The sequence below is a fragment of the Clostridium brassicae genome (genome assembly GCF_026738875.1).
Lineage (GTDB): Bacteria > Bacillota > Clostridia > Clostridiales > Clostridiaceae > Clostridium_H > Clostridium_H brassicae.
Window position 1 is genome coordinate 93,041 of record NZ_JAPQFJ010000013.1, and the last position, 23,775, is coordinate 116,815.

The window sequence follows — 23,775 nt, forward strand, 5'->3', positions numbered from 1 at the left end:
ATAGATGGAAGTTATGAAATTACTTGAATATCTTCAAGAAATAGTGGAGACATCTCATAAAGTACCTCTTTTAGGTAAAACAATGGTAAAGAAAAAAGAATTAATAGATGTAATAGAACAAATAATAAATTATCTTCCAGATGAATTCAAAAAGGCTCAATGGATATGTGATGAAAAAGAAAGAATTTTAAGAGACGCCCATAAACAAGCAGATGAGATAAAAAAAGAGAGTTATGTAATGTTAAAAAAACAAATAGAAAATCATGATATTACAAGAGAAGCAAAAGTAAAAGCTGAAGAAATTGTTACTTCAGCTAAGAGGGATGCAAAAGTGATTAGGGTTGGAGCACGGGAATATGCAGATGAAATTTTATGTGGTGTAGAAAAAGAAATTTCTGATTTAAGTAATAAAATGATTTTAGATGTTAAAAATAAAACAGAGGAGCATCTAAAATCTATTGAGGAAAGTATTAGTGGAACAAGCAATATTATTAAACAAAATATTGATGAATTAAGAAACACTATTAAATAGTTTACTTAATTTTGCCAAGACAAATGGTATTATTAGAATTATAATAGAAATAATACATATACCATTTGAGGTAAAGGAGTAAGCATTTGTAATATTAACTTTAAATACGGAATTTGTTATATGAGGTAAATTTATCTTATAAAGAATTAATGATAATATACTACACAATATTCCTTGAACAAATTTAATGTTTATATATTTTTTTATAGAAAAATTATATTTAAATATAATTGAGTATACTTGGCTTATTATAGATAGTCCACTAAATCCTAAAAAAAAGCTTATAAATATAATTTTATATACCATGTTTATGTTATTCAAGGATATTAAATTACATCCATTTGTCATTTCTAAAAATCCTAATATTAAATTTTTTAATAAGTTTGAAGGTAAATCTAAATATATAGACAAATTTCCTAAAACAATATCAAATAAGATATTGTTTTTTATTATTGAAGAAATAACTGAAAAGAATACAATAAAGCCCCCAATGGATATAGAAGTTTTTAGTGCATTATCAATACTTTCTTTTAGTACATCTCCAAGATTTCTTTCTGAAACATTATTATTTAAATCTCTATATTTATTAAGTCTAGGATGAATTTCAGGGGGAATAATTAATCCTATGATAAAGCAAGATAGATAACAAGATATTAACAAAATAAAACCAATATAATTATTATGTAGCATTGAATTCCCTACAGAACCTATTATAAATAAAGGGCTTGGATTAGAAGCTATACTTATAAGACGCTCACAGGTTTCAAAATCTATAAAATTATCATTGTATAAATCACAAGCATATTTTGCTCCCAAAGGATAACCACACAATATGCTTACAATCAAAACAATAGAACAGTTTTTAGGGAGTTTTAAAGGTTTACATAATATATTGCCTAAAAATTTTGAGTAAATATGTACACCATTAAAAGATATCATTATATTAATTAATACAAGAAAAGGAAATAAGTATACAAATACCGAGTTTACAAATAATTTTAAACCTATTAATGAAGAATTAAGACATATGTTAGGGTTGAAAATTATATGAGTAATTATAATAGTGGATATAACAGTAAAAAATATGCTTTTTTTTATTTTAGGTATTAAGAGTTTAAATAATATAAAAGTCAATAAAGATATTATTATAATTAATATAAAAATTATAAATTTCATAAAAAAATCCCCTTAAAGTATATTTTTATAGCAAATGATTTTGAAATTTATACTTAATAAGAAATTTCCGAAATCATAGCTTATAATAAATATATTTTAAGAGGGACAAATAATATTACCAGTAAATCAAAATAACATTACTGGATTTAACAAGTAGTCTGAAAAAGGTGAAATATTATTATTTATTAAGCTATAAGCTTTAGTTGCCTGAATATCTAGTGATAAGTATGGATTTAAGATTTTAGGCAGTTTAGTATATATGGGTATAGAAGATGTAGTTTTTAATATCTTTAATATTTGCTTTCCTTTTTCGTTGAAACCTAATACTCTTGCATGAGTACCATTAGATTTCCTTAAGGTTTTTGTATCGTAGTTTTCGAAACCTATAAAATATTGGCATAATATCCTATTTATTCTGGTTTCTGTATATCTTTTACTTTTTATATTATTTATAAGTTCTTTATATGAATTTGATTTATAAATAGATTTTATAATTTTATTGTGAAGTCCTTCTGATACATCAGGCAAATTTTCTATATTATAAGGACATGTGAAAATTTTGAATTTGAGAAAATTAAACATTTCTTCAGCAAAGCTTAAAGAGTTTTTATTTATAAGGTTTTTTAGTATCTCAGATGAACAAGAAGGAATATTGTCTTCTATGGAAGAAACTGAATTATTTTCTTTTAATGCTTTTCTTATAGCTGTTGCACTAGAAAAATTGTTTTCTAATGAAGTGCTATTATAGGTACCACCTTGTCTTTGTATGGTGTATGGAGTAATTGAACTTTTTAAGTTTAATAAGCTTTTACAGTATTCTATACCTAAAATATTATTTGATGAAGACAGTACTTCTGATGTTAAAGAAGTATTGTTAAAAAAATATTTAAGAGCTTTACTTCTTGCAGAAGGAAAGGACAAACCTTTATTTAAAAATTCTTTTAATTTAAGTTTAAATTCTAAAGGTTCCTCTGATAATATATGTGCTATTCTTTTTAGAATATCTACATCTCCACTTTCGCTTCCGAAACATAGATTTTTTACGATTCCTAAATTATTTAAGATACTAACAGCACCTTGAGCAAAAAATTCAGCAGAAGATAGACTGTAAATTACCGGGAGTTCTATCACTAAATCTACCCCGCTTTTTAGGGCCATTTCTGTTCTACTCCATTTATCTACTATGGCGGGTACACCCCTTTGAACAAAATTTCCGCTCATTATACATAAAACTCCGTCGCAATTAGTTAATTTTTTGCTTTCGTTTATATGATAAATATGACCTTTGTGTAGAGGGTTATATTCAGCGATTATAGCAGTAATATTCATATAAGCACCACCTAACAGAAATATGTAAATTTTAAATACAACAAAATAGTATATGAAAACAAGGTAAAAAATATACAATATAAATGTAATACAGAAAAAAAAAAAATATAATACAGTTAAAAAATCTTATTTTTGTTATTGAAAAATACCTAAGAAAAGGTGTATAGTATAATATGTAATGTGTTATACAGTATAATATATATTATTGTAGGATAAATTGAAAGGAGAAATTAACATGGGATTTATGGAAAAAATTTGGGAGATAGCTAAATCAGATGTAAAAACAATAGTTCTTCCAGAGGGTGAAGAAGAAAGAACTCTTATTGCTTCAGGGGAAATTTTAAAAAATTCATTAGCTAAGTTAGTTTTACTTGGTGATGAAGCTGTTATAAAGAGTAAAGCAAAGCAATTAGGATCAGATATTACAGGGGTAGAAATAATTAATCCTGAAACTTCTGATAAACTTGAAGTTTATGCGGATGAATTGTATAGAATAAGAAAAAATAAAGGTATGACTTTTGAAAAAGCTTTAAAAGTAGTGAGAGACCCTCTTTACTTTGGAACAATAATGCTTCAAAGAGAAGAAGTTGATGGATTAGTTTCAGGAGCAATACATACAACAGGTGACTTATTTAGACCAGGTTTACAAATAGTAAAAACAGCTCCAGGGGCATCAATGGTTTCTGGGTTCTTTGTAATGCAAGTTCCAGATTGTGAATATGGTGAAGATGGAACATTAGTTTTTGCTGACTGTGCAGTTAATCCTTGTCCTACAGCTGAACAATTAGCTTCAATTGCTGTAACAACAGGTGAAAGTGCTAAAAAATTATGTGGAATAGATGCAAAAGTTGCAATGTTATCATTCTCAACTATGGGTAGTGCTGATCATGAACTTGTTCAAAAGGTTAGAAAAGCTACAGAAATAGCTAAAAAGTTCAGACCAGACCTAAAAATTGATGGTGAGATGCAATTAGATGCTGCTATAGATCCAACTGTTGCTAAATTAAAAGCACCTAATAGTACTGTTGCAGGAAATGCAAATGTATTAGTTTTCCCAGACTTGCAAACAGGTAATATAGGATATAAATTAGTACAAAGATTTGCAAAAGCTGAAGCTATAGGACCTATATCTCAAGGATTTGCTAAACCTATAAATGACTTATCAAGAGGATGTAGCTCTACTGATATAGTAAATGTTGTAGCTATAACTGCAGTTCAAGCTCAAAGAGGAATATAATATTATAATTGTTGCAAACTAAAATATATTTAATTTAGGAGGATAACTCATGAAAATATTAGTAATAAACTGTGGGAGTTCATCTTTAAAATATCAACTTATTGATATGACAGATGAAAGTGTTTTAGCTAAAGGGTTAGTTGAAAGAATAGGAATAGAAGGTTCTATTTTAACACAAAAGGCTAATGGAAGAAAATATGTTATAGAAGAGCCTATGAATGATCATAGAAAGGCTATTGAACTTGTTTTAGGAGCTTTAGTTGATGAAAAAGAAGGCGTTATAAAAGATATGTCTGAAATTTCTGCTGTTGGTCATAGAGTAGCTCATGGTGGAGAAAAATATGCTACTTCTGTTTTAATAGATGATGTAGTTATGAAAGAATTAGAAGAATGTGCTAAGTTAGCACCACTTCATAACCCACCTAACATGATAGGTATTAATGCATGTAAAGAATTAATGCCAAAAACTCCTATGGTAAGTGTGTTTGATACTGCTTTCCATCAAACAATGCCAGAAAAAGCTTACTTATACTCTCTTCCATATGAGTTATATGAAAATCATGCAATAAGAAGATACGGATTCCACGGAACATCTCATAGATTTGTATCTGCAGCTGCAGCTGAAATGCTAGGAAAAAATATTGAAGATTTAAGAATAATTACTTGCCACTTAGGAAATGGAGCAAGTTTAGCAGCTATTAAAGGCGGAAAATGTGTTGACACAAGCATGGGATTCACTCCTCTTGCTGGATTAACTATGGGAACTAGATGTGGAGATATAGATCCTGCTATAGTTACATTCTTAATCAAGGAATTAAATTTATCAGAATCAGAAGTTAATGACATAATGAATAAAAAATCAGGAGTTTTAGGGGTTTCAGGAGTAAGTAGTGACTTTAGAGATATAGAAGATGCTGCTGCAAAAGGAAACAAAAGAGCTCAATTAGCTTTAGAAATATTCAAATATAAAGTAATTCAATACATAGGTTCTTATACTGCTGTAATGGGTGGAGTAGATTGCATTGTATTCACAGCAGGATTAGGTGAAAATGGAATTGATATTAGAGAAGAAATAGTTAATGAATTAGGCTTTATAGGAGCTAGAATAGATAAAGAAAGAAACAATGTAAGAGGCGAAGAAAGAGTAATAAGTGCTGATGATTCTAAAGTTAAAGTAGTTGTTATACCTACAAACGAAGAATTAATGATAGCAAGAGAAACTAGAGAAATTGTTGAGAAATAAAGTAGAATATAACAAACAGTATAAAAATACTTGACTTTTTCTAGGCATATTTATATAATAGGTTGTGGCTAATAAATTCTATGTTTAACATAGAATTTATTAGCCCATTTATAATAATAGAGGTGTAATTATGTTAGTCAATATTTCTGATTTAACAGGGAAAAAAGTCAATCAAAAAGAAATAAATATGTTTTTTGAAGGCGAAAATATTATATTTGACCAAGAAGAAATTGAGTTTGCTGAGCCGATTAACATAAAAGGCATTTTTTCCATGATAGGGGATATAATTAGTTTTGATGGTGTTATGGTTACAACATTAAAACTTGTATGTTCTAGGTGTCTTGAAGAATTTAATTACCCTGTAGAAATTGAGATTCATGAAAAATTTTCAAAAATCGGAAATGATGAAGAGAACGACATTATCACTATGAAGAGTGATGAGATAGATTTTTCACCAATTATTGAAAATAATGTGATTTTGTCGCTACCGATTAAAAAACTTTGTAGTGAAGAATGTTTAGGGTTATGTCCGGTATGCGGCACAAATTTAAATCATTCTAAGTGTAATTGCGAAAAGAATGATGTAGATCCAAGGCTCGCAAAGTTAAAAGATTTTTTTTCTAATTAGCTAAGGAGGTGAAAAAGAATGGCACATCCAAAGAGTAAAACATCAAAAGCTAGAAGAGACTCAAGAAGAGCTCAAGCATTTAAATTAAGTGCACCAGGAATAGTTGAATGCCCACAATGTCATGAAATGAAACTTGCTCACAGAGTATGTAAAAATTGTGGACATTACAATGGAAAAGAAATAATAGCTAAAGAAGCTTAGAAAAGAGAAAGTCGTATGACTTTCTTTTTTTAAATTATACTAATTTATATTTTAGTAAAGTTATATTATAATTTATATAAAAAGGTTTTTTGATTTTAGGTGGAGTTTTTTATTACATCTGAAGGGTAGAAACGGTTATCCAGAATCGTGACAATCTTTACTCTCATTAAAAAAATGGGGGCATTAGAATGACTAGACATCGGATAAACAGGATTCTCAGGAGTTTACTCCCTAGAAGCTGTTATCCAGGGTCGTGACAATCTTTACTCCCATTAAAAAAAGGGGAGTATTAGAATGACTAGACATCGGATAAACAGGATTCTCAGGAGTTTACTCCCTAGAAGCTGTTATCCAGGGTCGTGACAATCTTTACCCCATTAAAAAAAAGGGGAGTATTAGAATGACTAGACATCGGATAAACAGGATTCTCAGGAGTTTACTCCCTAGAAACCGTTATCCAGGGTCGTGACAATCTTTACTCCCATTAAAAAAAGGGGAGTATTAGAATGACTAGACATCGGATAAACAGGATTCTCAGGAGTTTACTCCCTAGAAACCGTTATCCAGGGTCGTGACAATCTTTACTCCCATTAAAAAAAAGGGGAGTATTAGAATGACTAGACATCGGATAAATAAAAGGAGGGATGGGTTATGAAGATAGTAATTGATGGAATGGGTGGCGATTATGCTCCTTCTGTGGTAGTAGAGGGTTGTATTGAAGCTATAAGAGAACTTAGCAATATTGAGATGATAATTACAGGACCAGAGGACATAATAAGTAAAGAATTAAATAAGCATGAATATAATACTGATAAAATATCTATACTAAATGCAAATGAAGTAATTACTAATAATGAGCATCCTGTAATGGCGGTTCGTAGAAAAAAGGATTCCAGTATTAGCAAAGCACTTAATCTTGTGAAAAATGGGAAAGCAGATGCTGTTATATCAGCAGGAAGTACTGGTGCTTTTTTAGCAGGAGCTACATTAATTATTGGAAGAATAAAAGGGGTTAATAGACCTGCACTTGCTCCAATTATGCCAGGTAAAGATGGACCTTTTATGATAATTGATTGTGGTGCTAATGCAGAATGTAAACCCATTAATTTAGTCCAATTTGCACAAATGGGAGAGGTTTATTTTGAAAACATTTTAAAAGTAAAAACACCTTCTGTAGGACTTATAAATATAGGTGCTGAAGAAGAAAAAGGAAATGAATTAACTAAGGAAGCACATAAGCTTTTACAAGAGTGTAATTTGAATTTTGTTGGCAATGTAGAACCTAGAGATATACCACAAGGTAAAGTAAATGTACTTGTATGTGATGGATTTATAGGTAATACGGTATTAAAAATGTATGAAGGTGTAGCACAAAGCATATTTTCTACACTAAAAAAAGAAATTATGTCTTCTTTTACAACAAAAATGGGAGGAGTTCTTTTAAAGCCTGTTTTTGAAAAATTTAAAAAAGATTATGATTATAGTGAATATGGTGGAGCAGCTTTTTTAGGTGTTAATGGGATATGTATAAAAGCTCATGGTAGTTCAGATAGTAAGGCTATTAAAAATGCAATAAGGCAAGCAATTAATTTTTATGAAAATGATGTGATTACTAAAATAAAAGTACATATTGAAGACAAAATGGTATAAAATATACTGTAAAAGATGTATTATATTATTGACGATGTATAAGTTATGTAATATTATCATATTGTAGAATTTTTATTGGAGGTGAATTAAATGATTTTTGATAAAGTAAAAAAAATAATAGCAGACCAACTTGGTCTTGATGAGGATACAATTACAATGGATTCATTGTTTGTAGACGACTTAGGTGCAGACTCGCTTGATGTAGTAGAACTAATAATGGCTTTAGAAGAAGAATTTGATGTTGAAATACCAGATGAGGATGCTGAAAAAGCAACAAAAGTTGGAGATGTTGTGGAATATATAAATTCACATGTTGAAGAGTAAGAAATTTAAAGTCCCGTATTTAACGGGACTTTAAATTTCTATTAGAATAGGGGAGCTGTTTTTATGAATTCAAATAGAAAGTGTGTTCTCAATAAGTTAGAAAATAAACTTAACGTGAAATTTGAGAATATTAATTTATTAGATACTGCGTTAACACATAGTTCTTGTGTAAATGAAAATAAGTTTACTGACTATAATGAAAGATTAGAATTTCTAGGAGATTCTATACTCCAACTATGTATTTCTGAATATCTATTTAATAAATATGAAAGTATGCCAGAAGGATTTTTAACTAAAAAGAGGGCTCTTATAGTATGTGGAAATTCCCTTTATAATGTTGCACAAAAATGGGATATAGGGGAATATATAAACATGAGTAAAGGTGAAGAAATGACGGGAGGAAGATCAAGAGTATCAATATTAGCTGATTGTGTAGAAGCTATAATAGCTGCTATATATTTAGACCAGGGTTATGATAAATCAAAAGACTTTATTATATATAATTTCCAAGATATTATTGAAAAAGCAGATAATGATGAGATAATAATAGATTACAAAACAAGACTACAGGAAATTATTCAAAAGTATGGAGAATATACTATCAGTTATAACTTGATAAGATACGAAGGTCCCCCACACAGAAGAAAATTCTTCACAGAGTTAATTATAAACTCTGAGGTAAAAGGTATTGGGGAAGGATACAGCAAGAAAGAATCTGAACAAAATGCAGCTAAAGAGGCCCTTGGAAACTTGGAGGAAAAATATGAGTAAGTCTCATTACATAATACCCATATTTGTACCACATGAAGGCTGTCCGCACAATTGCGTATTTTGTAATCAAAATAGTATTACAGGAGAAGTGAATAAGGTAAATTCAAGGTTCGTTAAAGATACTATTGAAGAATATCTAAAAACTATTAATAAAGAGAATGCTACTATAGAAGTTTCATTTTTTGGAGGAACTTTTACGGCTATTGATATTAATAAACAAAAAGAATTGCTGGCAGTTGCTAAAATGTACAAGGATCAGGGGAAAATTGATTATATACACTTATCTACTAGACCAGATTATATTAATCAGGATATATTAGAAAACTTAAAAGCATATTCTACAGATATAATAGAACTTGGGATTCAATCGCTAGATGATGAAGTTCTTTTAAAATCAGGGAGAGGTCACACTGTAGAGGATGTTATAAGAGCATCTCATATGATAAAGGAGTACGGGTTTATATTAGGCCATCAAATAATGCTGGGGCTTCCAGGCGATGATTTTAAAAAGGATATAGAGACCACAAAAAATATTATAAAATTAAACCCTGACATAGCGAGAATTTATCCTAGCTTGGTAATAAAAGACACTCCTATGGAAAAAATGTACAATTACGGGACTTATTGTCCTTATACTTTAGAAGAAGCAGTAGAAATTAGTAAAGAAGTGTATTCTATGTTTGTAGCTAATGATGTTAATGTCATAAGAATAGGACTTCAACCTACAGAGGAAATAAACTGGGGAAAAGACCTTATTGCAGGCCCTTTCCATCCAGCTTTTAGAGAATTGGTTGAAGGAAGTATATATAATGATATAATTCTTGAAGAAATTCAAAATGAAAATTGTGATGATTTTATAATTTACATAAATAATAAGGATCTATCTAAGGTATATGCTTACAAGAAAAAAATTTTTAAAGACATGGAATCTAAAATATCACCAAAAAAAGCTATTGTTCAACAAAAATCAGATATTGAACGAGGAGAAATGTTGTTATTTTATAACAATATGTGTAAAAATATATCAGTTAAAGATTATTTGAAAAATAAATACAAAGAAGGATAATTTAAATATATATAGAATATATTCCCTATAAGACATGCAAAAATATGTAATAACAAATTTTGTAGGGAGGATTTAAAATGGAAGTATTAAAGGTATCAGCTCAATCTCAACCAAAATCAGTAGCAGGGGCACTTGCAGCCGTATTAAGAGAATGTGGAATTGTTGAAGTTCAGGCAGTAGGAGCAGGCGCAGTAAATCAAGCAGTTAAAGCTTTAGCTATTACAAGAGGATTTGTAGCACCAAATGGAATAGACTTAGTTGTTATCCCGGCATTTTCTCAAATATCTATAGATGGAGAAGAAAGAACAGCCATAAAATTTATAGTGGAACCTAGATAAACAAGGCCGTGCTACGCACGGTTTTTTATTTTTATAAAAGAAAAGATTTTTAATGATTAAATTTTAGTATAGTAAATGAGTTGTTCTTTTAGTTATAATTGATATTTATCTATATATACTATAAAATTATATAAGTGTATATCTAAAATGCATTAAATTATTTAATTAAATTGATGCGATGTCTAACCATTCTAATACTTCTATTTTTAAGAGGTGATATTAGAATGGCACGACCCCGGATAATGTTTTCTACGCCTCAGGTAGAGTTTAAAACTCCATCTGAAGTCAAGAAATCTATTTATACTAAATATTATTATAATAGGAGAGATAAATATGTTTTTGAAGTCACTTGAAATAAGAGGCTTTAAATCCTTTGCAGATAAAACAGAGCTTTCTTTTAAGAAAGGAATTACTGCAGTAGTAGGGCCTAATGGCAGTGGCAAAAGTAATATTTCAGATGCTGTTAAGTGGGTTCTAGGGGAACAGAGCGTTAAAAATCTAAGAGGAGGTAAAATGCAAGATGTTATTTTTGCAGGTACTCAGTATAGAAAGCCAGTTGGACTTGCTCAAGTAACATTAGTATTAGATAATAGTGAGGGTGATCTTCCTATAGACTATAATGACGTGACTATAACTAGAAGGATTTTTAGGTCTGGAGAAAGTGAGTATTATTTAAATAATACTCGGTGTAGATTAAAAGATATTCAAGAACTCTTCATGGATACGGGTATTGGTAAAGAAGGATATTCTATTATAGGACAAGGTAAGATAGAAGCTGTTCTCAGTGGAAAGCCAGAAGAAAGAAGAAGTCTTTTAGAGGAAGCGGCAGGTATTGTAAAGTTTAAAACTAGAAAGGAAGAAGCGGAGAAGAAGCTTTCAAATACAGAACAAAATATTCAAAGGATAACGGATATTTTTAGTACTTATGAGGATAGATTAGAGCCTTTAAGGATAGAAAATAAAAAAGCAGAAAAATTTCTAGAACTATCAAATAGCTTAAAAGATAAGGAAGCAACATTAATTTTATACAATATAGATAATGTTGAAGAAAAAATAAATTCTTTAAAGAATGATATAGAAAAAAATGACATTACAATAAGAGATTTATGCAATGAAAAAGATAGGATTAAGCAGAAGTTATCTTCAACAAATGAAGAATTAGAGAAGTTTGAAATAGAAAATAGTGATGAACGTAAAAAATATTATGATAGTAAAGCGGAAAGTCAAAATCTGCTTTCTGAGATTGAACTTTTTAAAGAGAGAATTAAAAATATTGAAGAGTCTGTAAAGAAAACCTCTAAATCAATAGAACAATTACAAGTAAAACAGAAATTACTAAAAGACCAAAAGGAAAATGAAGAACTATCTTTAGAGGATTTAAAAAGTCAACATCTTGATATAAAAGAAAAGATAACTAGTTTAGAAAAAGAAATAAGTGAATACAATAAAACTATTGAGGAAGAGGATATCTTACTAAGAAAATCCAAAGATTATCAAGTGCAATTGATAAGTGATATAACAAGAAATAAGAATGAATTGGTAATTTTACAAAATGACATTAATTCTTTAAATAATAAATTAACAGAATGTAAAGATACAAGTAGTACATATGTAAATTCAATTAAGATAAATTATACAACGAAAGATATTTTAGAAAAAGAAATTTTTAATATTCAAAATAAAATAAATGAGTATGAAGAAACTATTAAGGAATATAAAAAAGCTATTGTACTTGAAAATAGGAGTTTGAATAGTAGTGAAGTTAAACGTAAGGAAGCTATAAACCAGTATAATAAATTAGAGGCTAATTGTAATGCATTAATAAACTTGGAAAAGCAGTATGAAGGATATAATAAAGCTGTTAAGAATTTAATGCAGCACATAGACAAAAATCAAATTCCTAAAGTTAAAGATAAAACATGTGTTCTTGGAGAAATTATAAAAGTTGAAAAAAGATTTGAAACTGCTATTGAGATAGCTTTAGGAGGAGCTATTTCAAATATTATTACTGATAATGAAGATATTGCCAAAGAACTTATTTTATACTTAAAGAAAAATCACTTAGGTAGGGCAACATTTCTACCATTAAACATAGTAAAAGGCAAGAAAAATTCCATATCAGAAAAGATAAAATCACTAAAAGGGTATATTGGTGTGGCTAGTGAGCTTATTCAATATGATTTTAAATACAAAAATGCTATAGAATATGCTCTAGGGAAAACTGTCATTGTAGAGAATATGGACAGTGCTCTAAAGATTGCTAAAGAAAGTGGATATAGTATTAGAATTGTTACATTAGAAGGGGAAGTTCTAAATGTAGGAGGAGCTCTGACTGGAGGAAGTATATATCATAAAGGTGCAAGTATAATAAGTAGAAAAAGAGAAATAGAAGAAAATTCTTTTAAGATAAAGGAAATTGATAAATTAATAAAAGAATTGACTATTAATATTAATGATAGAAGAGAAAACATAAAAAATATGGATGATACTTGCCTAAATTTAAAAGATGAGATACATTATGAAAATATCGAAAAAACTAAAATTAATGAAAAAATTAATGCTATTAATAATGAAACAGAAAAATTAAAGAGAGATTTAGAAGTAGCTAATAATGAAATAATATTAATTAAAGAAACAATTAATCAAAGCAATATAGATTTAGAAAGTAAGAATAAAAATTTTCAAGACTTAACAAAGAAAGAGGAAGACAATAACAAGAAAATAGTAGTTTTAGAAAAAAAATTAGAAAGTCAAAAAGAAAATATTAAAGATAAGGGCGAAGTTATAACTTCACTAAGAATAAAAAATGCGAAGTTTGATGAGAATATTTTAAATATAGATAATAATATTAAAAGGATAGAAGAAGAGATTGAAGGAATAATTGAAGAAATTAGTATTTTAAATAAAGAAAAAAGTGATTGGAATCAAACTTTAAATGATACAGAATCAAAAATTAAAAATAATAATACAAAAGTAGAAGAAATTAATGGCTTGATATATAATTTAGAAGAAAAGTTTAAAGAAAGTGAAATAATACTCATAAAAATAAAAGAAAGCATAAAAAAGCTTACAGAAGAATTAGAAGAAATTAGTGCAAAATATGATAAAAATGAGCGTATAAAAAATAATAGCCAAGTATTATTGGCTAGACATGAAGTTGAAAAAGAGAATTTGTATACTAAACTAAATGATGAAATGAAGTTAACTTATGCAGAAGCTTTAGAATTTAAAATACATGATATTAGTATTGATGAATGTAAGAGAGATATAGGATTTTATAAAGATGAGATTTCAAAATTAGGAGTAGTCAACTTAGGAGCAATTGAGGAATATAAGGATCTAGCTCAGAAATATGACTTTATGAAAACTCAAAAAGAAGATCTTATTAAGGCGAAAGAAGAACTTGAAAGTGTTGTTAGTGAAATGACTGACAAAATGAAAGAGGTATTCAGAGAAAATTTTGCAAAGCTTAGAAAGAATTTTAATGAAACATTTATAGAATTATTCAAAGGAGGAAATGCAGACTTAATACTAGGAGAAGGAGATGAATTAAGTGCAAATATAGATATAAATGTACAGCCTCCAGGTAAAAAACTTCAGAATATAAATTTAATGTCTGGAGGAGAAAAAGGATTGTCTGCTATTGCATTATTATTTGCTATATTAAAAATGAAACCAACACCTTTTTGTATACTTGATGAGATAGAAGCAGCCTTAGATGATTCTAATGTAACTAGGTATGCTGAATTTCTTAAAAAGTTCTCAGATAATACTCAGTTTATAACAATAACTCATAGAAAAGGAAGCATGGAAGCTAGTGATATTCTGTATGGAGTTACAATGGAGGAAAAAGGGGTATCTAAAATAGTTTCAGTAGATCTGAATAAATAGGGGTATTAGCTTCAGTGGAATTTTAAACTTCACTGAAGGTATTAATAGAATTCTTAGGAATTTTCTCCTTAGAAGTCGTTATCTTTTAGGAGAAACAATTATCCAGGGTCATAGCTCTACTTATCTTCAAAGCAGATAACCCAAATATTTGATTTGGCGTGAATTGCTTTTGCAGAGTGTCATTGAGGCATTGGTGGAGGTAGACTAGACATCGGATAAATAAGGTTAAAAATATACGTATTTTTATTAAGGAGATGAATGTATGTTAGGAAACTTATTTGAAAAATTAAAAAATGGTCTTTCGAAAACTAAAGACAATTTAACAGACAGAGTATCAGAAGTACTTAATTTGGCAGTTAAAATTGATGATGAACTTTATGAAGAATTAGAAGAGATTTTGATAACTGCAGATGTGGGAGTAGAGACTTCAATAGAAATTATTGATAGAGTAAAAGATAAGGTAAAGGAAAAAAAGATTCGAGATCCTAAGGAGGTATATTCTTGCTTAAAAGAAGTACTAGTAGAAGTTTTAAGTGAGGGAGTGGAAAAGGAGGGCATAAAGCCTGAAAATACTCCACATGTAATGTTAGTTATAGGGGTTAATGGAGCCGGTAAAACTACATCTATAGGTAAAATATCATCAAAATTAAAGCAAGATGGATACAAAGTTATAATGGCAGCAGCAGATACTTTTAGAGCGGCAGCTATAGAACAGCTAGAGGTTTGGAGTAATAGGGCAGCAGTAGATATAATAAGACATCAAGAAGGTTCAGATCCAGGGGCAGTAGTTTTTGATGCTATTCAGGCTTCAAAAGCAAGAAAAGCAGATGTTTTAATATGTGATACAGCAGGGAGACTTCATAACAAAAAAAATCTAATGAATGAGCTTGAAAAAATAAATAGGATAATAGACAGAGAGTATAGTGAAGCTAGTAAAGAAATTCTACTAGTCCTTGATGGCACTACAGGTCAAAATGCTCTTCAACAAGCTAAACAATTTACAGAAGTTTGTCCTATAGATGGTATTGTTTTGACTAAGTTAGATGGTACAGCTAAAGGTGGAGTAGTTATAGCAATAAAGCATCAGCTAGATATTCCAGTTAAACTTATAGGTGTAGGAGAAGGTATAGAAGATTTACAAGAATTTAAGGCAGAAGATTTTGTTGAAGCTCTTTTCTAAAAAAAAAAAATTAGGTGTTAAGTAAAAATACTTGACACCTTTTTAAAATTTTGTTATTATCATATTTGTGAGTTGGTGATTACATGGAAGATAGAATAAAATTATCTATTTTATTAGATTATTACAAAGAATTATTAACACAAAAGCAAAGAGATATTATGGAGCTTTATTTTAATGAAGATTTGTCTTTGGCTGAAATTTCAGAGCTTACGAAAACTAGTAGACAGGCGATATACGATATTATAAAGAGATGTACTAAAATACTTTTTGATTACGAAAATAAGCTGAAATTAGTGGAAAGAATTAATAATATAATAAAAGTAAAAAAACATGTAATGAAAGAAATAGATGTAATTAAAGATAAGGTTGAAGACAAAGATATAGAGGTAGCTTTAGAAAATTTAAGTAATTATATTAGTGATTCTATTTAGGAGGTTTAAGATGGCGTTTGAAGGATTAGCATCAAAGCTTCAGGAAACATTAAAAAAGTTAAAAGGTAAAGGAAAGCTATCTGAAAAAGACATAAAAGCTGCTATGAGAGAAGTAAAGTTAGCTTTACTTGAGGCAGATGTTAACTATAAAATAGTAAAAGACTTTGTTAAAAGTGCAGGAGAAAAGTGCCTTGGAAAAGAGGTTATGGAGAGTTTAACTCCTGGACAACAAGTTATAAAGATAGTTAATGAAGAGTTGAAAGAACTTATGGGAAATGAAGAAAGTAAGGTTGAATTTTCTCAGAAAGGAACTACTGTAATAATGTTAGCAGGTCTTCAAGGTGCTGGTAAAACTACTTTAGCTGGTAAATTAGCTCTTCACTTAAAAAAGAGGAATAAAAAACCTTTGCTGGTTGCTTGTGATGTTTATAGACCGGCAGCGATAAAACAACTTCAGGTTGTAGGAAAGCAAATAGATATACCTGTATTTTCTATGGGTGATAAGGTAAATCCTGTTGATATTGCTAAAGCAGCTATAGAACATGCTCAAAGCAATGACTTAAATGTAGTTATAATAGATACAGCAGGTAGACTTCATATAGATGAAAACTTAATGGATGAACTTCATGACATTAAAGAAAGTGTAGAACCAAATGAAATATTACTGGTTGTTGACTCGATGACAGGTCAAGATGCAGTAAATGTTGCTCAAAGCTTTAATGATAAATTAGATATAACAGGTGTTGTACTTACTAAATTAGATGGTGACACTAGAGGTGGTGCTGCCTTATCTATTAAAGCTGTAACTGGCAAGCCAATCAAGTTTGTTGGTCTTGGAGAGAAAATGAATGATCTTGAGGTTTTTTATCCAGATAGAATGGCTTCTAGAATATTAGGAATGGGCGATGTATTGTCATTAATAGAAAAAGCACAAGAAGCTATTGATGAGAAAAAAGCGCAAGAGCTTGGAAGCAAAATGATGAGTATGGAATTTAATTTAGAAGACTTTAAAGAGTCAATGGCTCAAATGAAAAAATTAGGGCCTATGTCTAAATTAGTTGAAATGATACCTGGTGTTAATACAAAGCAACTTGATAGAGTGGATCTTAGTCAGGGAGAAAAAGAAATGAAAAGAATAGAAGCTATTATTGACTCCATGACAGCAAAAGAAAGAAAAAATCCAGATTTAGTGAGTAGTTCTCCATCAAGGAAAAGAAGGATTGCTAAAGGATCAGGTACTAATGTCCAACAAGTTAATAAACTTCTAAAAGATTTTCAGATGATGAAAAAGATGATGAAGCAAATGAAAGGACAGCAGAAATCTCTCAAAAAGGGTATGTTTGGAAAATTTCCATTCATGTAATAGATATTTGGATTTAAGGAGGTGAAATACATGGCAGTAAAAATAAGATTAAGAAGAATGGGTGCTAAAAAAGCTCCATTTTACAGAGTTGTTGTTGCGGATTCAAGATCTCCAAGAGACGGAAGATTCATTGAAGAAATAGGTTACTATAATCCAGTTTCTGAACCAAAAACTATAAAAATAGATGAAGAAAAGGCTGTTAAATGGGTACAAAATGGTGCGCAACCAACAGATGTAGTTAAGAAGCTTTTTGATAAAGCAGGAATAAGCGAAAAACTTTCTAAATAGTAGGCTGGGGGTGTAGTAGATGAAAGATTTGCTAGAAGTAATAGCTAAGTCATTAGTTGATGACCCAGACATGGTTAGTGTTAATGAGATTGTTGGGGAACAGTCCATAATACTTGAATTAAAAGTATCCCCAGAAGACATGGGCAAAGTAATTGGAAAACAGGGAAGAATAGCAAAAGCTATAAGAACTGTTGTTAAAGCAGCAGCTGTAAAAGAAAATAAAAGAGTTGTTGTAGAAATAATTTAGTCCATTATATTTTAAACTATAAGAAGAGTTAGGGATTCCTAACTCTTTTAAATATATAATAAAAGGAGTATAGAATTTATGGAACAGTTTTTAACTGTAGGTAAAATAATAAATACTCATGGTGTTAGAGGAGAAGTTAAAGTAAAATCAACTACCGATGATGTTAAAAGATTTAAAAAACTTAAAGAAGCTTATATAGATGGGGAAGAAATAAAAGTAATTGGATGCAAATTTCAACCAGATAAGGTTATACTAAAAATTGAAGGCATAGATTCTATGGACGATGCGGAAAGATTAAAAAACAAACTTATTCAAGTGAAAAGGGAAAACGCAATAAAACTTCCTAAGGATACTTATTTTGCTGTAGATATTATTGACTGTGAAGTGTATGAAGAAACAGGAAAAAAATTAGGAAAAGTAGATGAGATTATATATACAGGAAGTAACGATGTGTATTGGGTAAAAGGAGAGAATGAAGTTTTAATTCCAGCACTTAAGGATATAATACTTAATATAGATATAAATAACAAAAAAATAATAATAAAACCTGTGGATGTATGGCAATGAAGATAGATATTTTAACGCTATTTCCTGAGATGTTTGAGATTTTTAATCACAGTATAATAGGAAAAGCAATAAACAATGATATTATAAAAATAACAGCCCATAATATAAGAGATTATTCATTGAATAAACACAAAAAAGTTGATGATTATCCTTATGGTGGGGGAGCTGGTATGGTTATGACACCTCAGCCCATAGTAGATTCTATAAAGAATTTGAAACAATATAATAAAGGTAAGGTTATTTTTTTAGGACCTAGAGGTAAAAAATTTAACCAGGATATAGCTAAAAAACTAGCTCAAGAGAATGAACTGATATTTTTATGTGGACATTATGAAGGCATTGATGAGAGGGTATATAAGTATATAGATATGGAAATATCTCTTGGGGATTTTGTATTAACTGGTGGAGAAATGGCATGTATACCTATTGTAGATAGTATTTGTAGATTAATTCCTGGAGTGCTATCTTCTGAAGAGAGCTATATGGAAGAATCTTTTTATAATGGGGTATTAGAATATCCTCAATATACAAGGCCTGAATCTTTTGAAGGAGAAAAAGTGCCAGAAATTTTGCTTTCAGGCCATCATGAGAATATAAGAAAATGGAGAAGAACACAATCTCTTTTAATTACAAAAAATAGAAGACCAGATTTATTTAACAAATTAAAGTTATCTAAGGAAGATAAAAAACTTTTACAAAAATAAAAATCATATAAATTTTAATATAGAATATAGTGATTGTTAGATTAAATCCATTGGGGATTGGGGTATTAGTGTTCGAGTGCAAGAGAAAGATAATAAGAGAATATAAATTAATTTTAGATTACTTTAGGTGTTTAAAATTAAATAATATAAAATATTATTGAAATACATATGTATTTATGGTAAAATAAGCTTCGTGCTAGTACGGGCGGTCCTCTATCTGTCGAATACATATTAGATACGAACGTCAAAAAAAATTATAAGGAGGGAAAGCACATGTTAGATATAATAAAAGAAATTGAAGCAGAACAAATTAAAAAAGATATGGTAGATTTTAAAGTTGGAGACACTGTAAGAGTGGATGTAAGAATTACTGAAGGAAACAAAGAAAGAATTCAAGCTTTCGAAGGAACAGTAATAAAAAGACAAAATGGTGGATCAAGAGAAACATTTACTGTAAGAAGAGTAGCTTATGGTACTGGTGTTGAAAGAACATTCCCTGTAAACTCTCCAATGCTTGATAAAATCACAGTAGTTAGAAGAGGTAAAGTAAGAAGAGCTAAATTATTCTACTTAAGAGATAGAGTAGGTAAGGCAGCAAAAGTAAAAGAATTAATCAAATAAAAAATAGGGACTTGAGAGTCCCTTTTTTTATTTATATACATTAAATATAATTAATTGGAATTAGAAGTATAATTAGTTTTAATTTCAATAAAAACTAATTATATATTATTTTATATGGAAATAATAATTATATATTTAGGAGGTTTTGTAGAATATGGCAATCAATTGGTTCCCAGGTCATATGGCGAAAACAAGAAGAGAGATTAAAGAAAACCTTAAATTTGTGGATGCAGTGATTGAAATTAGAGATTCAAGAATAGTTAAGTCAAGTAGTAATCCTGATATAGATGAAATATGTGCAGGTAAGCCAAGGATAATATTATTAAATAAAAGTGATTTAGCTGAGGAAGGCGTTACAAAACAGTGGATAAAAAATTTATCAAGAGATTCAGTGAAAGTTACAACTGTTAATAGTTTAACTGGTAAAGGCTTAAATAGTATAAAACCTTTATTAGAAGAGCTTTTAAAAGAAAAGCATGATAAATTAAAGAATAAAGGTATTGCTAATATAGTTACGAGAGTAATGGTTGTTGGTATACCTAATGTAGGAAAGTCCTCGTTTATTAATAGAATGGCTAAAAATAGTAGAGCAAAAGTTGGCGATAAACCAGGGGTTACAAGAAGCAAACAATGGATAAAAACAAGTATAGGTATAGAGCTTTTGGATACTCCAGGAGTTTTATGGCCTAAATTTGAAGATGATATAGTAGGATTGAATTTAGCTTTTACAGGAGCTATAAAAGATGAAATAATGGATATTGAAACTTTAGCTTTAAGATTAATTGAGAGGTTACAAGAACGTTATCCAGAAAGATTAATTGAAAGATATAAATTAAGTTCTATAAGCAGTGAAGCTTTAGAAAATATGGAAAACATAGCTAGAAAAAGAGGAGCGGTAGTATCTAAAGGAAATATTGACTACAATAGAGTTGCTGTTTTAATTTTAGATGAATTTAGGGGTGGTAAACTTGGAGCAATATCACTTGAAAGACCTTAACAATATTAACTTTAAAGATATGAAAGCAGGAGAAGTAAAGAAGTACGTATCTTTGTTGTTAAAGAAAAAAAATTGTGATTATAATCTAATTATGAATTTACTTAATAAGGATAGTAGAAAGACAGTTCAAAAGTTGAGTGAAAGCGTAGAAAAGACTATAAAGGCAAGAGAAAAAGAGATTAATAGAGTGAAGGGTATGTATGAAAAAGATAGAAATTTTCTTAAAGATGGCTACATTATAGGAGTAGATGAAGTAGGAAGAGGGCCTCTAGCAGGACCTATAGTAGCTGCTGCTGTTGTATTGGACTTAAATTACAAGAGTAGCGAAGAGTTAATCTTGCACATAAATGATTCTAAAAAAATATCTGCTCAGTTGAGAGAAGAACTTGATACCTTAATTAAAGAAAGAGCAATATCTTATTCTATTATTGAAATTGATAATAATAAAATAGATACTAAAGGAATAGCTTGGTGTAACAATGAAGTACTAAAAAGAGCCTGCGAAGGGAGTTCAGTAAAGCCTGATTTGGTACTATCAGATGGATATGCAATAAAGAATTGTATATACCCTAATGAATATATAATAAAGGGAGATGCCAAAAGTGCAAGCATTGCTTGTGCATCTATAATAGCAAAAGTCTATAGGGATAATATTATGAAAAAGTATGCTGAATTATATCCTAAGTATGCGTTTGAAAAAAATGTAGGGTATGGAACTAAAGAACATATAGAGGCAATTAAGAAGTATGGATGTACCCCAATACACAGAAAAAGTTTCTTGAAAAATATATTGAATATAATATGAGCTAATTTTGGTATGAAAAATATATTTTCATATAGCACATTATAAAAAATGCTTTTTAGTATAATTTATACTTAAAAAGCATTTTTTATATGTTGAAGATTATAGTTAGTGTCTATATTGTTAAACATAATTTCTATTATATCAAATCTAAAGTTATATTTCTCTAGCTTATTTTTAGAGATATAGAATTTAGCTGCACTGTTTAAATTAATAATTTTTTTGTATGTAACAGCTTCAGAGGGGGTTCCGTACTTATTTGAAAATCTACTTTTTACTTCAATAAAACAAATACAATTATTTTTAGGAAGATAAGCTATAATATCTATTTCCTTATGGTAACACATGAAATTTTTTTCTAATATTTGATATCCCATGTTTTTTAGATAAGATTCAGCTAGAGATTCTCCATATGATCCTATTTTTTTATTATAATGGCCCAATAAATTTCAACTCCTAAATCTCAATATATCTTAGATTATTGTCAATCAGATCTCCTTATATTCAAAAGAAGCGCAAAATCATATGAAAATATATAAATTAAATCATAATTCAAAGTTTAAAATATAAATAAAGTCATAGTTTAGTTTCAATTTTAATATATAAATCATAATATTATTATAGAAGACTATTATGTTAAATTAAGTAGTCATTTAGAGCAAAAAATTAAGTTTTGATTTTGAATGGAGTGACAGTTTTGCACAAAGTAGAATCAGACATAAGATTGGATAATATATATGTTGAATTTAGAAAAGGAATTAGGGCTAGTGAACCTACTATACCTAGGTATTATGTGTTGAGTAACAATGCTGAAGGGAAACCTTTCTTAACTATTGGACGGAAATATGCATCTGATAGGTTTACTTCAAGCAGAAATGAGATTTTATGTAAATGGAGATTTTTAAAAAAGAAGTATATTTTTTATGTGTATGTCCATGTAGACGGAAAAGGTGGACTAGCTATTTCAGAAGAAAGAAATAAAAATTTTATTGAAAAGCTTCCTATAGCATTAAGAACTATTATATATGAAGAAAAAATTTTTTTTAGAATCCATCGGGAATTAGATAATGCACCTGTTTTTGTATGCTTTAATTCTAAACATTCTCAATTAAGAAGGATTGAATATTGGGGAACTATAAAAGACTATAAGTGTTTGGAGCTGTCGCACTAATAATAAATTCTACAATATATTGTGTTCAATTTAAACTTTTAAAACAGTATATTGTATGTAAATTTCTTAATGCGACAGCCACACTATAACAAAATAAGTACAAAATAGTTTCGTATTTAAAATTAAGTTTTTAAGGACCTATTTATTTTAGACTATGTTTTAGTGAATTGTTGATTTTGTATAATTTAAAACATAGTTAAATAAATTAAATAGATTAAATAGATTTATATTAAGGTAACAAAAGAAATAGTAAAATAATAATAGATATCATATAGGTTAAATAGTTATTAAATCATAGTTATAAATCAGAGAAAATAGCTAGATGAGGAAATTGCATAATTAAAAATTTGAAATACGTAATGCAAGTTTTATTTTATGGAATTATGCAATTTTCTCAGATATTAAAATAGGAGGATTGTATGATATTCGAAAATTTCTTAACAATAGAGTATGTATCTACTTTTTTAGGAACGATAATTGTTACTATGCTTATAGTACAATTTTTTAAAGGTACACCTATAATAAAGAAAATTCCTACTAAATATTTTACCTTTATAGTAGCATTGGTAAATATGATAATATGTGGCTTATTAACTCATACTTTTTCTTTTAGTAATCTATATTTGATGATTATAAATGCCATGTTAATTACATTTACAGCAACTGGTGGATATGATTTTGCTATAAGAAATGTAAGAGTAGATAAAAAGGATATAGAAGAATATAGTGAAGAGATAGTACAAAAGGTAGAGAAAAAAGATGAATCATTTAAAAAATAATCCTTTTTAAAACAAATATAAATTTGATAATGTAAATAGTTTAAAAGTAAAAAATATAAATTAAGCTGTGTTTAAATAGGAGGTTGGTAATATAAGATTGAATAATTAATTTAGCAATTTTTATAGTATGTTAAGTGAAGTGTATCGGAAGTGAACAGGATAATAAGTGCTGTAATCTGAAATATCCAAACTATATAGAATTAAGGTAATTAGAGTATTTTAATTCTAATAATATAGAA

General features: G+C 28.9%; 26 protein-coding genes. 23 read left to right on the plus strand and 3 right to left on the minus strand.

The features are described 5' to 3' along the window. Positions 1-4 precede the first annotated feature (4 nt). Positions 5-532, plus strand: coding sequence for an ATPase (locus OW729_RS12775; protein ID WP_268061913.1), 528 nt, complete (start codon positions 5-7; stop codon positions 530-532). On the opposite strand, the gene ylbJ is transcribed toward OW729_RS12775, so the two are convergent. Together ylbJ and OW729_RS12785 are read right to left on the minus strand one after the other, a co-directional pair. Then, positions 512-1,708 (minus strand): sporulation integral membrane protein YlbJ, encoded by a 1,197-nt coding sequence (gene ylbJ, locus OW729_RS12780; protein ID WP_268061914.1) that lies wholly within the window; start codon positions 1,706-1,708, stop codon positions 512-514. The genes OW729_RS12775 and ylbJ overlap by 21 nt on opposite strands. A gap of 126 nt (positions 1,709-1,834) precedes the next feature. Continuing rightward, a complete protein-coding gene (locus OW729_RS12785) occupies positions 1,835-3,037 on the minus strand; it encodes a nucleotidyltransferase (protein WP_268061915.1) in 1,203 nt (400 codons plus the stop codon). A gap of 235 nt (positions 3,038-3,272) precedes the next feature. On the opposite strand from OW729_RS12785, the gene pta reads away from it, so the two are divergent. From pta to OW729_RS12885, 20 genes are all read left to right on the plus strand, one after another. Continuing rightward, positions 3,273-4,274, plus strand: coding sequence for a phosphate acetyltransferase (gene pta, locus OW729_RS12790; RefSeq protein ID WP_268061916.1), 1,002 nt, complete (start codon positions 3,273-3,275; stop codon positions 4,272-4,274). A gap of 49 nt (positions 4,275-4,323) precedes the next feature. Further along, positions 4,324-5,517: an acetate kinase gene (locus OW729_RS12795; RefSeq protein WP_268061917.1), complete on the plus strand. Its 1,194-nt coding sequence runs from the start codon at positions 4,324-4,326 to the stop codon at positions 5,515-5,517. 130 nt (positions 5,518-5,647) lie between these two features. Next, entirely contained in the window at positions 5,648-6,145 is a 498-nt protein-coding gene (locus OW729_RS12800) for a YceD family protein (protein WP_268061918.1), read from the plus strand. An 18-nt stretch (positions 6,146-6,163) separates the two neighbouring features. Further along, positions 6,164-6,346, plus strand: coding sequence for a 50S ribosomal protein L32 (gene rpmF, locus OW729_RS12805; RefSeq protein ID WP_268061919.1), 183 nt, complete (start codon positions 6,164-6,166; stop codon positions 6,344-6,346). A 651-nt stretch (positions 6,347-6,997) separates the two neighbouring features. Beyond that, a complete protein-coding gene (gene plsX / locus OW729_RS12810) occupies positions 6,998-7,996 on the plus strand; it encodes a phosphate acyltransferase PlsX (protein WP_268061920.1) in 999 nt (332 codons plus the stop codon). A 90-nt stretch (positions 7,997-8,086) separates the two neighbouring features. Beyond that, positions 8,087-8,320: an acyl carrier protein gene (gene acpP / locus OW729_RS12815; protein WP_268061921.1), complete on the plus strand. Its 234-nt coding sequence runs from the start codon at positions 8,087-8,089 to the stop codon at positions 8,318-8,320. 63 nt (positions 8,321-8,383) lie between these two features. Continuing rightward, entirely contained in the window at positions 8,384-9,091 is a 708-nt protein-coding gene (gene rnc, locus OW729_RS12820; protein ID WP_268061922.1) for a ribonuclease III, read from the plus strand. Next, positions 9,084-10,157, plus strand: a complete 1,074-nt coding sequence (locus tag OW729_RS12825; protein WP_268061923.1) for an elongator complex protein 3 — start codon at positions 9,084-9,086, stop codon at positions 10,155-10,157. Before rnc ends, OW729_RS12825 begins: the two co-directional genes overlap by 8 nt. Before the next feature lie 77 nt (positions 10,158-10,234). After that, on the plus strand, positions 10,235-10,495 hold the full coding sequence (locus tag OW729_RS12830; RefSeq protein ID WP_268061924.1) for a stage V sporulation protein S: 261 nt from the start codon (positions 10,235-10,237) through the stop codon (positions 10,493-10,495). Positions 10,496-10,828: 333 nt separating this feature from the next. Next, positions 10,829-14,386 carry a chromosome segregation protein SMC gene (smc, locus tag OW729_RS12835; protein ID WP_268061925.1) on the plus strand — a complete coding sequence of 1,186 codons (3,558 nt, stop codon included), beginning with the start codon at positions 10,829-10,831 and terminating at the stop codon, positions 14,384-14,386. Positions 14,387-14,648: 262 nt separating this feature from the next. After that, the gene (gene ftsY / locus OW729_RS12840) at positions 14,649-15,566 is read left to right on the plus strand and encodes a signal recognition particle-docking protein FtsY (protein ID WP_268061926.1); all 918 of its coding nucleotides are present in this window, start codon (positions 14,649-14,651) and stop codon (positions 15,564-15,566) included. A gap of 83 nt (positions 15,567-15,649) precedes the next feature. Continuing rightward, a complete protein-coding gene (locus OW729_RS12845; protein WP_268061927.1) occupies positions 15,650-15,997 on the plus strand; it encodes a putative DNA-binding protein in 348 nt (115 codons plus the stop codon). Positions 15,998-16,007: 10 nt separating this feature from the next. Further along, a complete protein-coding gene (gene ffh / locus OW729_RS12850; protein ID WP_268061928.1) occupies positions 16,008-17,360 on the plus strand; it encodes a signal recognition particle protein in 1,353 nt (450 codons plus the stop codon). A 30-nt stretch (positions 17,361-17,390) separates the two neighbouring features. After that, positions 17,391-17,648, plus strand: a complete 258-nt coding sequence (gene rpsP / locus OW729_RS12855; protein WP_268061929.1) for a 30S ribosomal protein S16 — start codon at positions 17,391-17,393, stop codon at positions 17,646-17,648. A gap of 19 nt (positions 17,649-17,667) precedes the next feature. Then, on the plus strand, positions 17,668-17,895 hold the full coding sequence (locus OW729_RS12860; RefSeq protein WP_268061930.1) for a KH domain-containing protein: 228 nt from the start codon (positions 17,668-17,670) through the stop codon (positions 17,893-17,895). A 78-nt stretch (positions 17,896-17,973) separates the two neighbouring features. Beyond that, a complete protein-coding gene (gene rimM / locus OW729_RS12865) occupies positions 17,974-18,462 on the plus strand; it encodes a ribosome maturation factor RimM (RefSeq protein WP_268061931.1) in 489 nt (162 codons plus the stop codon). Beyond that, a complete protein-coding gene (trmD, locus tag OW729_RS12870; protein ID WP_407647677.1) occupies positions 18,459-19,166 on the plus strand; it encodes a tRNA (guanosine(37)-N1)-methyltransferase TrmD in 708 nt (235 codons plus the stop codon). The genes rimM and trmD overlap by 4 nt, the downstream gene beginning before the upstream one ends. Before the next feature lie 273 nt (positions 19,167-19,439). Further along, positions 19,440-19,787: a 50S ribosomal protein L19 gene (gene rplS / locus OW729_RS12875; protein ID WP_268061933.1), complete on the plus strand. Its 348-nt coding sequence runs from the start codon at positions 19,440-19,442 to the stop codon at positions 19,785-19,787. Between the two features lie 154 nt (positions 19,788-19,941). Beyond that, positions 19,942-20,784, plus strand: coding sequence for a ribosome biogenesis GTPase YlqF (gene ylqF, locus OW729_RS12880; protein ID WP_268061934.1), 843 nt, complete (start codon positions 19,942-19,944; stop codon positions 20,782-20,784). Then, entirely contained in the window at positions 20,735-21,589 is an 855-nt protein-coding gene (locus OW729_RS12885; RefSeq protein ID WP_407647678.1) for a ribonuclease HII, read from the plus strand. Before ylqF ends, OW729_RS12885 begins: the two co-directional genes overlap by 50 nt. 71 nt (positions 21,590-21,660) lie before the next feature. On the opposite strand, the gene OW729_RS12890 is transcribed toward OW729_RS12885, so the two are convergent. Beyond that, positions 21,661-22,029 (minus strand): YraN family protein, encoded by a 369-nt coding sequence (locus tag OW729_RS12890; protein ID WP_268061935.1) that lies wholly within the window; start codon positions 22,027-22,029, stop codon positions 21,661-21,663. A gap of 254 nt (positions 22,030-22,283) precedes the next feature. On the opposite strand from OW729_RS12890, the gene OW729_RS12895 reads away from it, so the two are divergent. Next, a complete protein-coding gene (locus OW729_RS12895) occupies positions 22,284-22,757 on the plus strand; it encodes a staygreen family protein (RefSeq protein ID WP_268061936.1) in 474 nt (157 codons plus the stop codon). 419 nt (positions 22,758-23,176) lie between these two features. Further along, complete coding sequence (locus tag OW729_RS12900; RefSeq protein WP_268061937.1) at positions 23,177-23,536, plus strand: hypothetical protein; 360 nt, start codon at positions 23,177-23,179, stop codon at positions 23,534-23,536. Positions 23,537-23,775: the final 239 nt, after the last annotated feature.

Bases quoted from the DNA above. Each gene is read 5' to 3' on its own strand.
- smc (WP_268061925.1), top strand. From the start codon at position 10,829: ATGTTTTTGAAGTCACTTGAAATAAGAGGCTTTAAATCCTTTGCAGAT.
- rplS (WP_268061933.1), top strand. From the start codon at position 19,440: ATGTTAGATATAATAAAAGAAATTGAAGCAGAACAAATTAAAAAAGAT.
- rnc (WP_268061922.1), top strand. From the start codon at position 8,384: ATGAATTCAAATAGAAAGTGTGTTCTCAATAAGTTAGAAAATAAACTT.
- OW729_RS12775 (WP_268061913.1), top strand. From the start codon at position 5: ATGGAAGTTATGAAATTACTTGAATATCTTCAAGAAATAGTGGAGACA.
- pta (WP_268061916.1), top strand. From the start codon at position 3,273: ATGGGATTTATGGAAAAAATTTGGGAGATAGCTAAATCAGATGTAAAA.
- acpP (WP_268061921.1), top strand. From the start codon at position 8,087: ATGATTTTTGATAAAGTAAAAAAAATAATAGCAGACCAACTTGGTCTT.
- rimM (WP_268061931.1), top strand. From the start codon at position 17,974: ATGGAACAGTTTTTAACTGTAGGTAAAATAATAAATACTCATGGTGTT.
- OW729_RS12800 (WP_268061918.1), top strand. From the start codon at position 5,648: ATGTTAGTCAATATTTCTGATTTAACAGGGAAAAAAGTCAATCAAAAA.
- plsX (WP_268061920.1), top strand. From the start codon at position 6,998: ATGAAGATAGTAATTGATGGAATGGGTGGCGATTATGCTCCTTCTGTG.
- trmD (WP_407647677.1), top strand. From the start codon at position 18,459: ATGAAGATAGATATTTTAACGCTATTTCCTGAGATGTTTGAGATTTTT.
- ylbJ (WP_268061914.1), bottom strand. From the start codon at position 1,708: ATGAAATTTATAATTTTTATATTAATTATAATAATATCTTTATTGACT.
- OW729_RS12795 (WP_268061917.1), top strand. From the start codon at position 4,324: ATGAAAATATTAGTAATAAACTGTGGGAGTTCATCTTTAAAATATCAA.
- ylqF (WP_268061934.1), top strand. From the start codon at position 19,942: ATGGCAATCAATTGGTTCCCAGGTCATATGGCGAAAACAAGAAGAGAG.
- ftsY (WP_268061926.1), top strand. From the start codon at position 14,649: ATGTTAGGAAACTTATTTGAAAAATTAAAAAATGGTCTTTCGAAAACT.
- OW729_RS12860 (WP_268061930.1), top strand. From the start codon at position 17,668: ATGAAAGATTTGCTAGAAGTAATAGCTAAGTCATTAGTTGATGACCCA.
- rpmF (WP_268061919.1), top strand. From the start codon at position 6,164: ATGGCACATCCAAAGAGTAAAACATCAAAAGCTAGAAGAGACTCAAGA.
- ffh (WP_268061928.1), top strand. From the start codon at position 16,008: ATGGCGTTTGAAGGATTAGCATCAAAGCTTCAGGAAACATTAAAAAAG.
- OW729_RS12785 (WP_268061915.1), bottom strand. From the start codon at position 3,037: ATGAATATTACTGCTATAATCGCTGAATATAACCCTCTACACAAAGGT.
- OW729_RS12885 (WP_407647678.1), top strand. From the start codon at position 20,735: ATGAATTTAGGGGTGGTAAACTTGGAGCAATATCACTTGAAAGACCTT.
- rpsP (WP_268061929.1), top strand. From the start codon at position 17,391: ATGGCAGTAAAAATAAGATTAAGAAGAATGGGTGCTAAAAAAGCTCCA.
- OW729_RS12845 (WP_268061927.1), top strand. From the start codon at position 15,650: ATGGAAGATAGAATAAAATTATCTATTTTATTAGATTATTACAAAGAA.
- OW729_RS12830 (WP_268061924.1), top strand. From the start codon at position 10,235: ATGGAAGTATTAAAGGTATCAGCTCAATCTCAACCAAAATCAGTAGCA.
- OW729_RS12900 (WP_268061937.1), top strand. From the start codon at position 23,177: ATGATATTCGAAAATTTCTTAACAATAGAGTATGTATCTACTTTTTTA.
- OW729_RS12825 (WP_268061923.1), top strand. From the start codon at position 9,084: ATGAGTAAGTCTCATTACATAATACCCATATTTGTACCACATGAAGGC.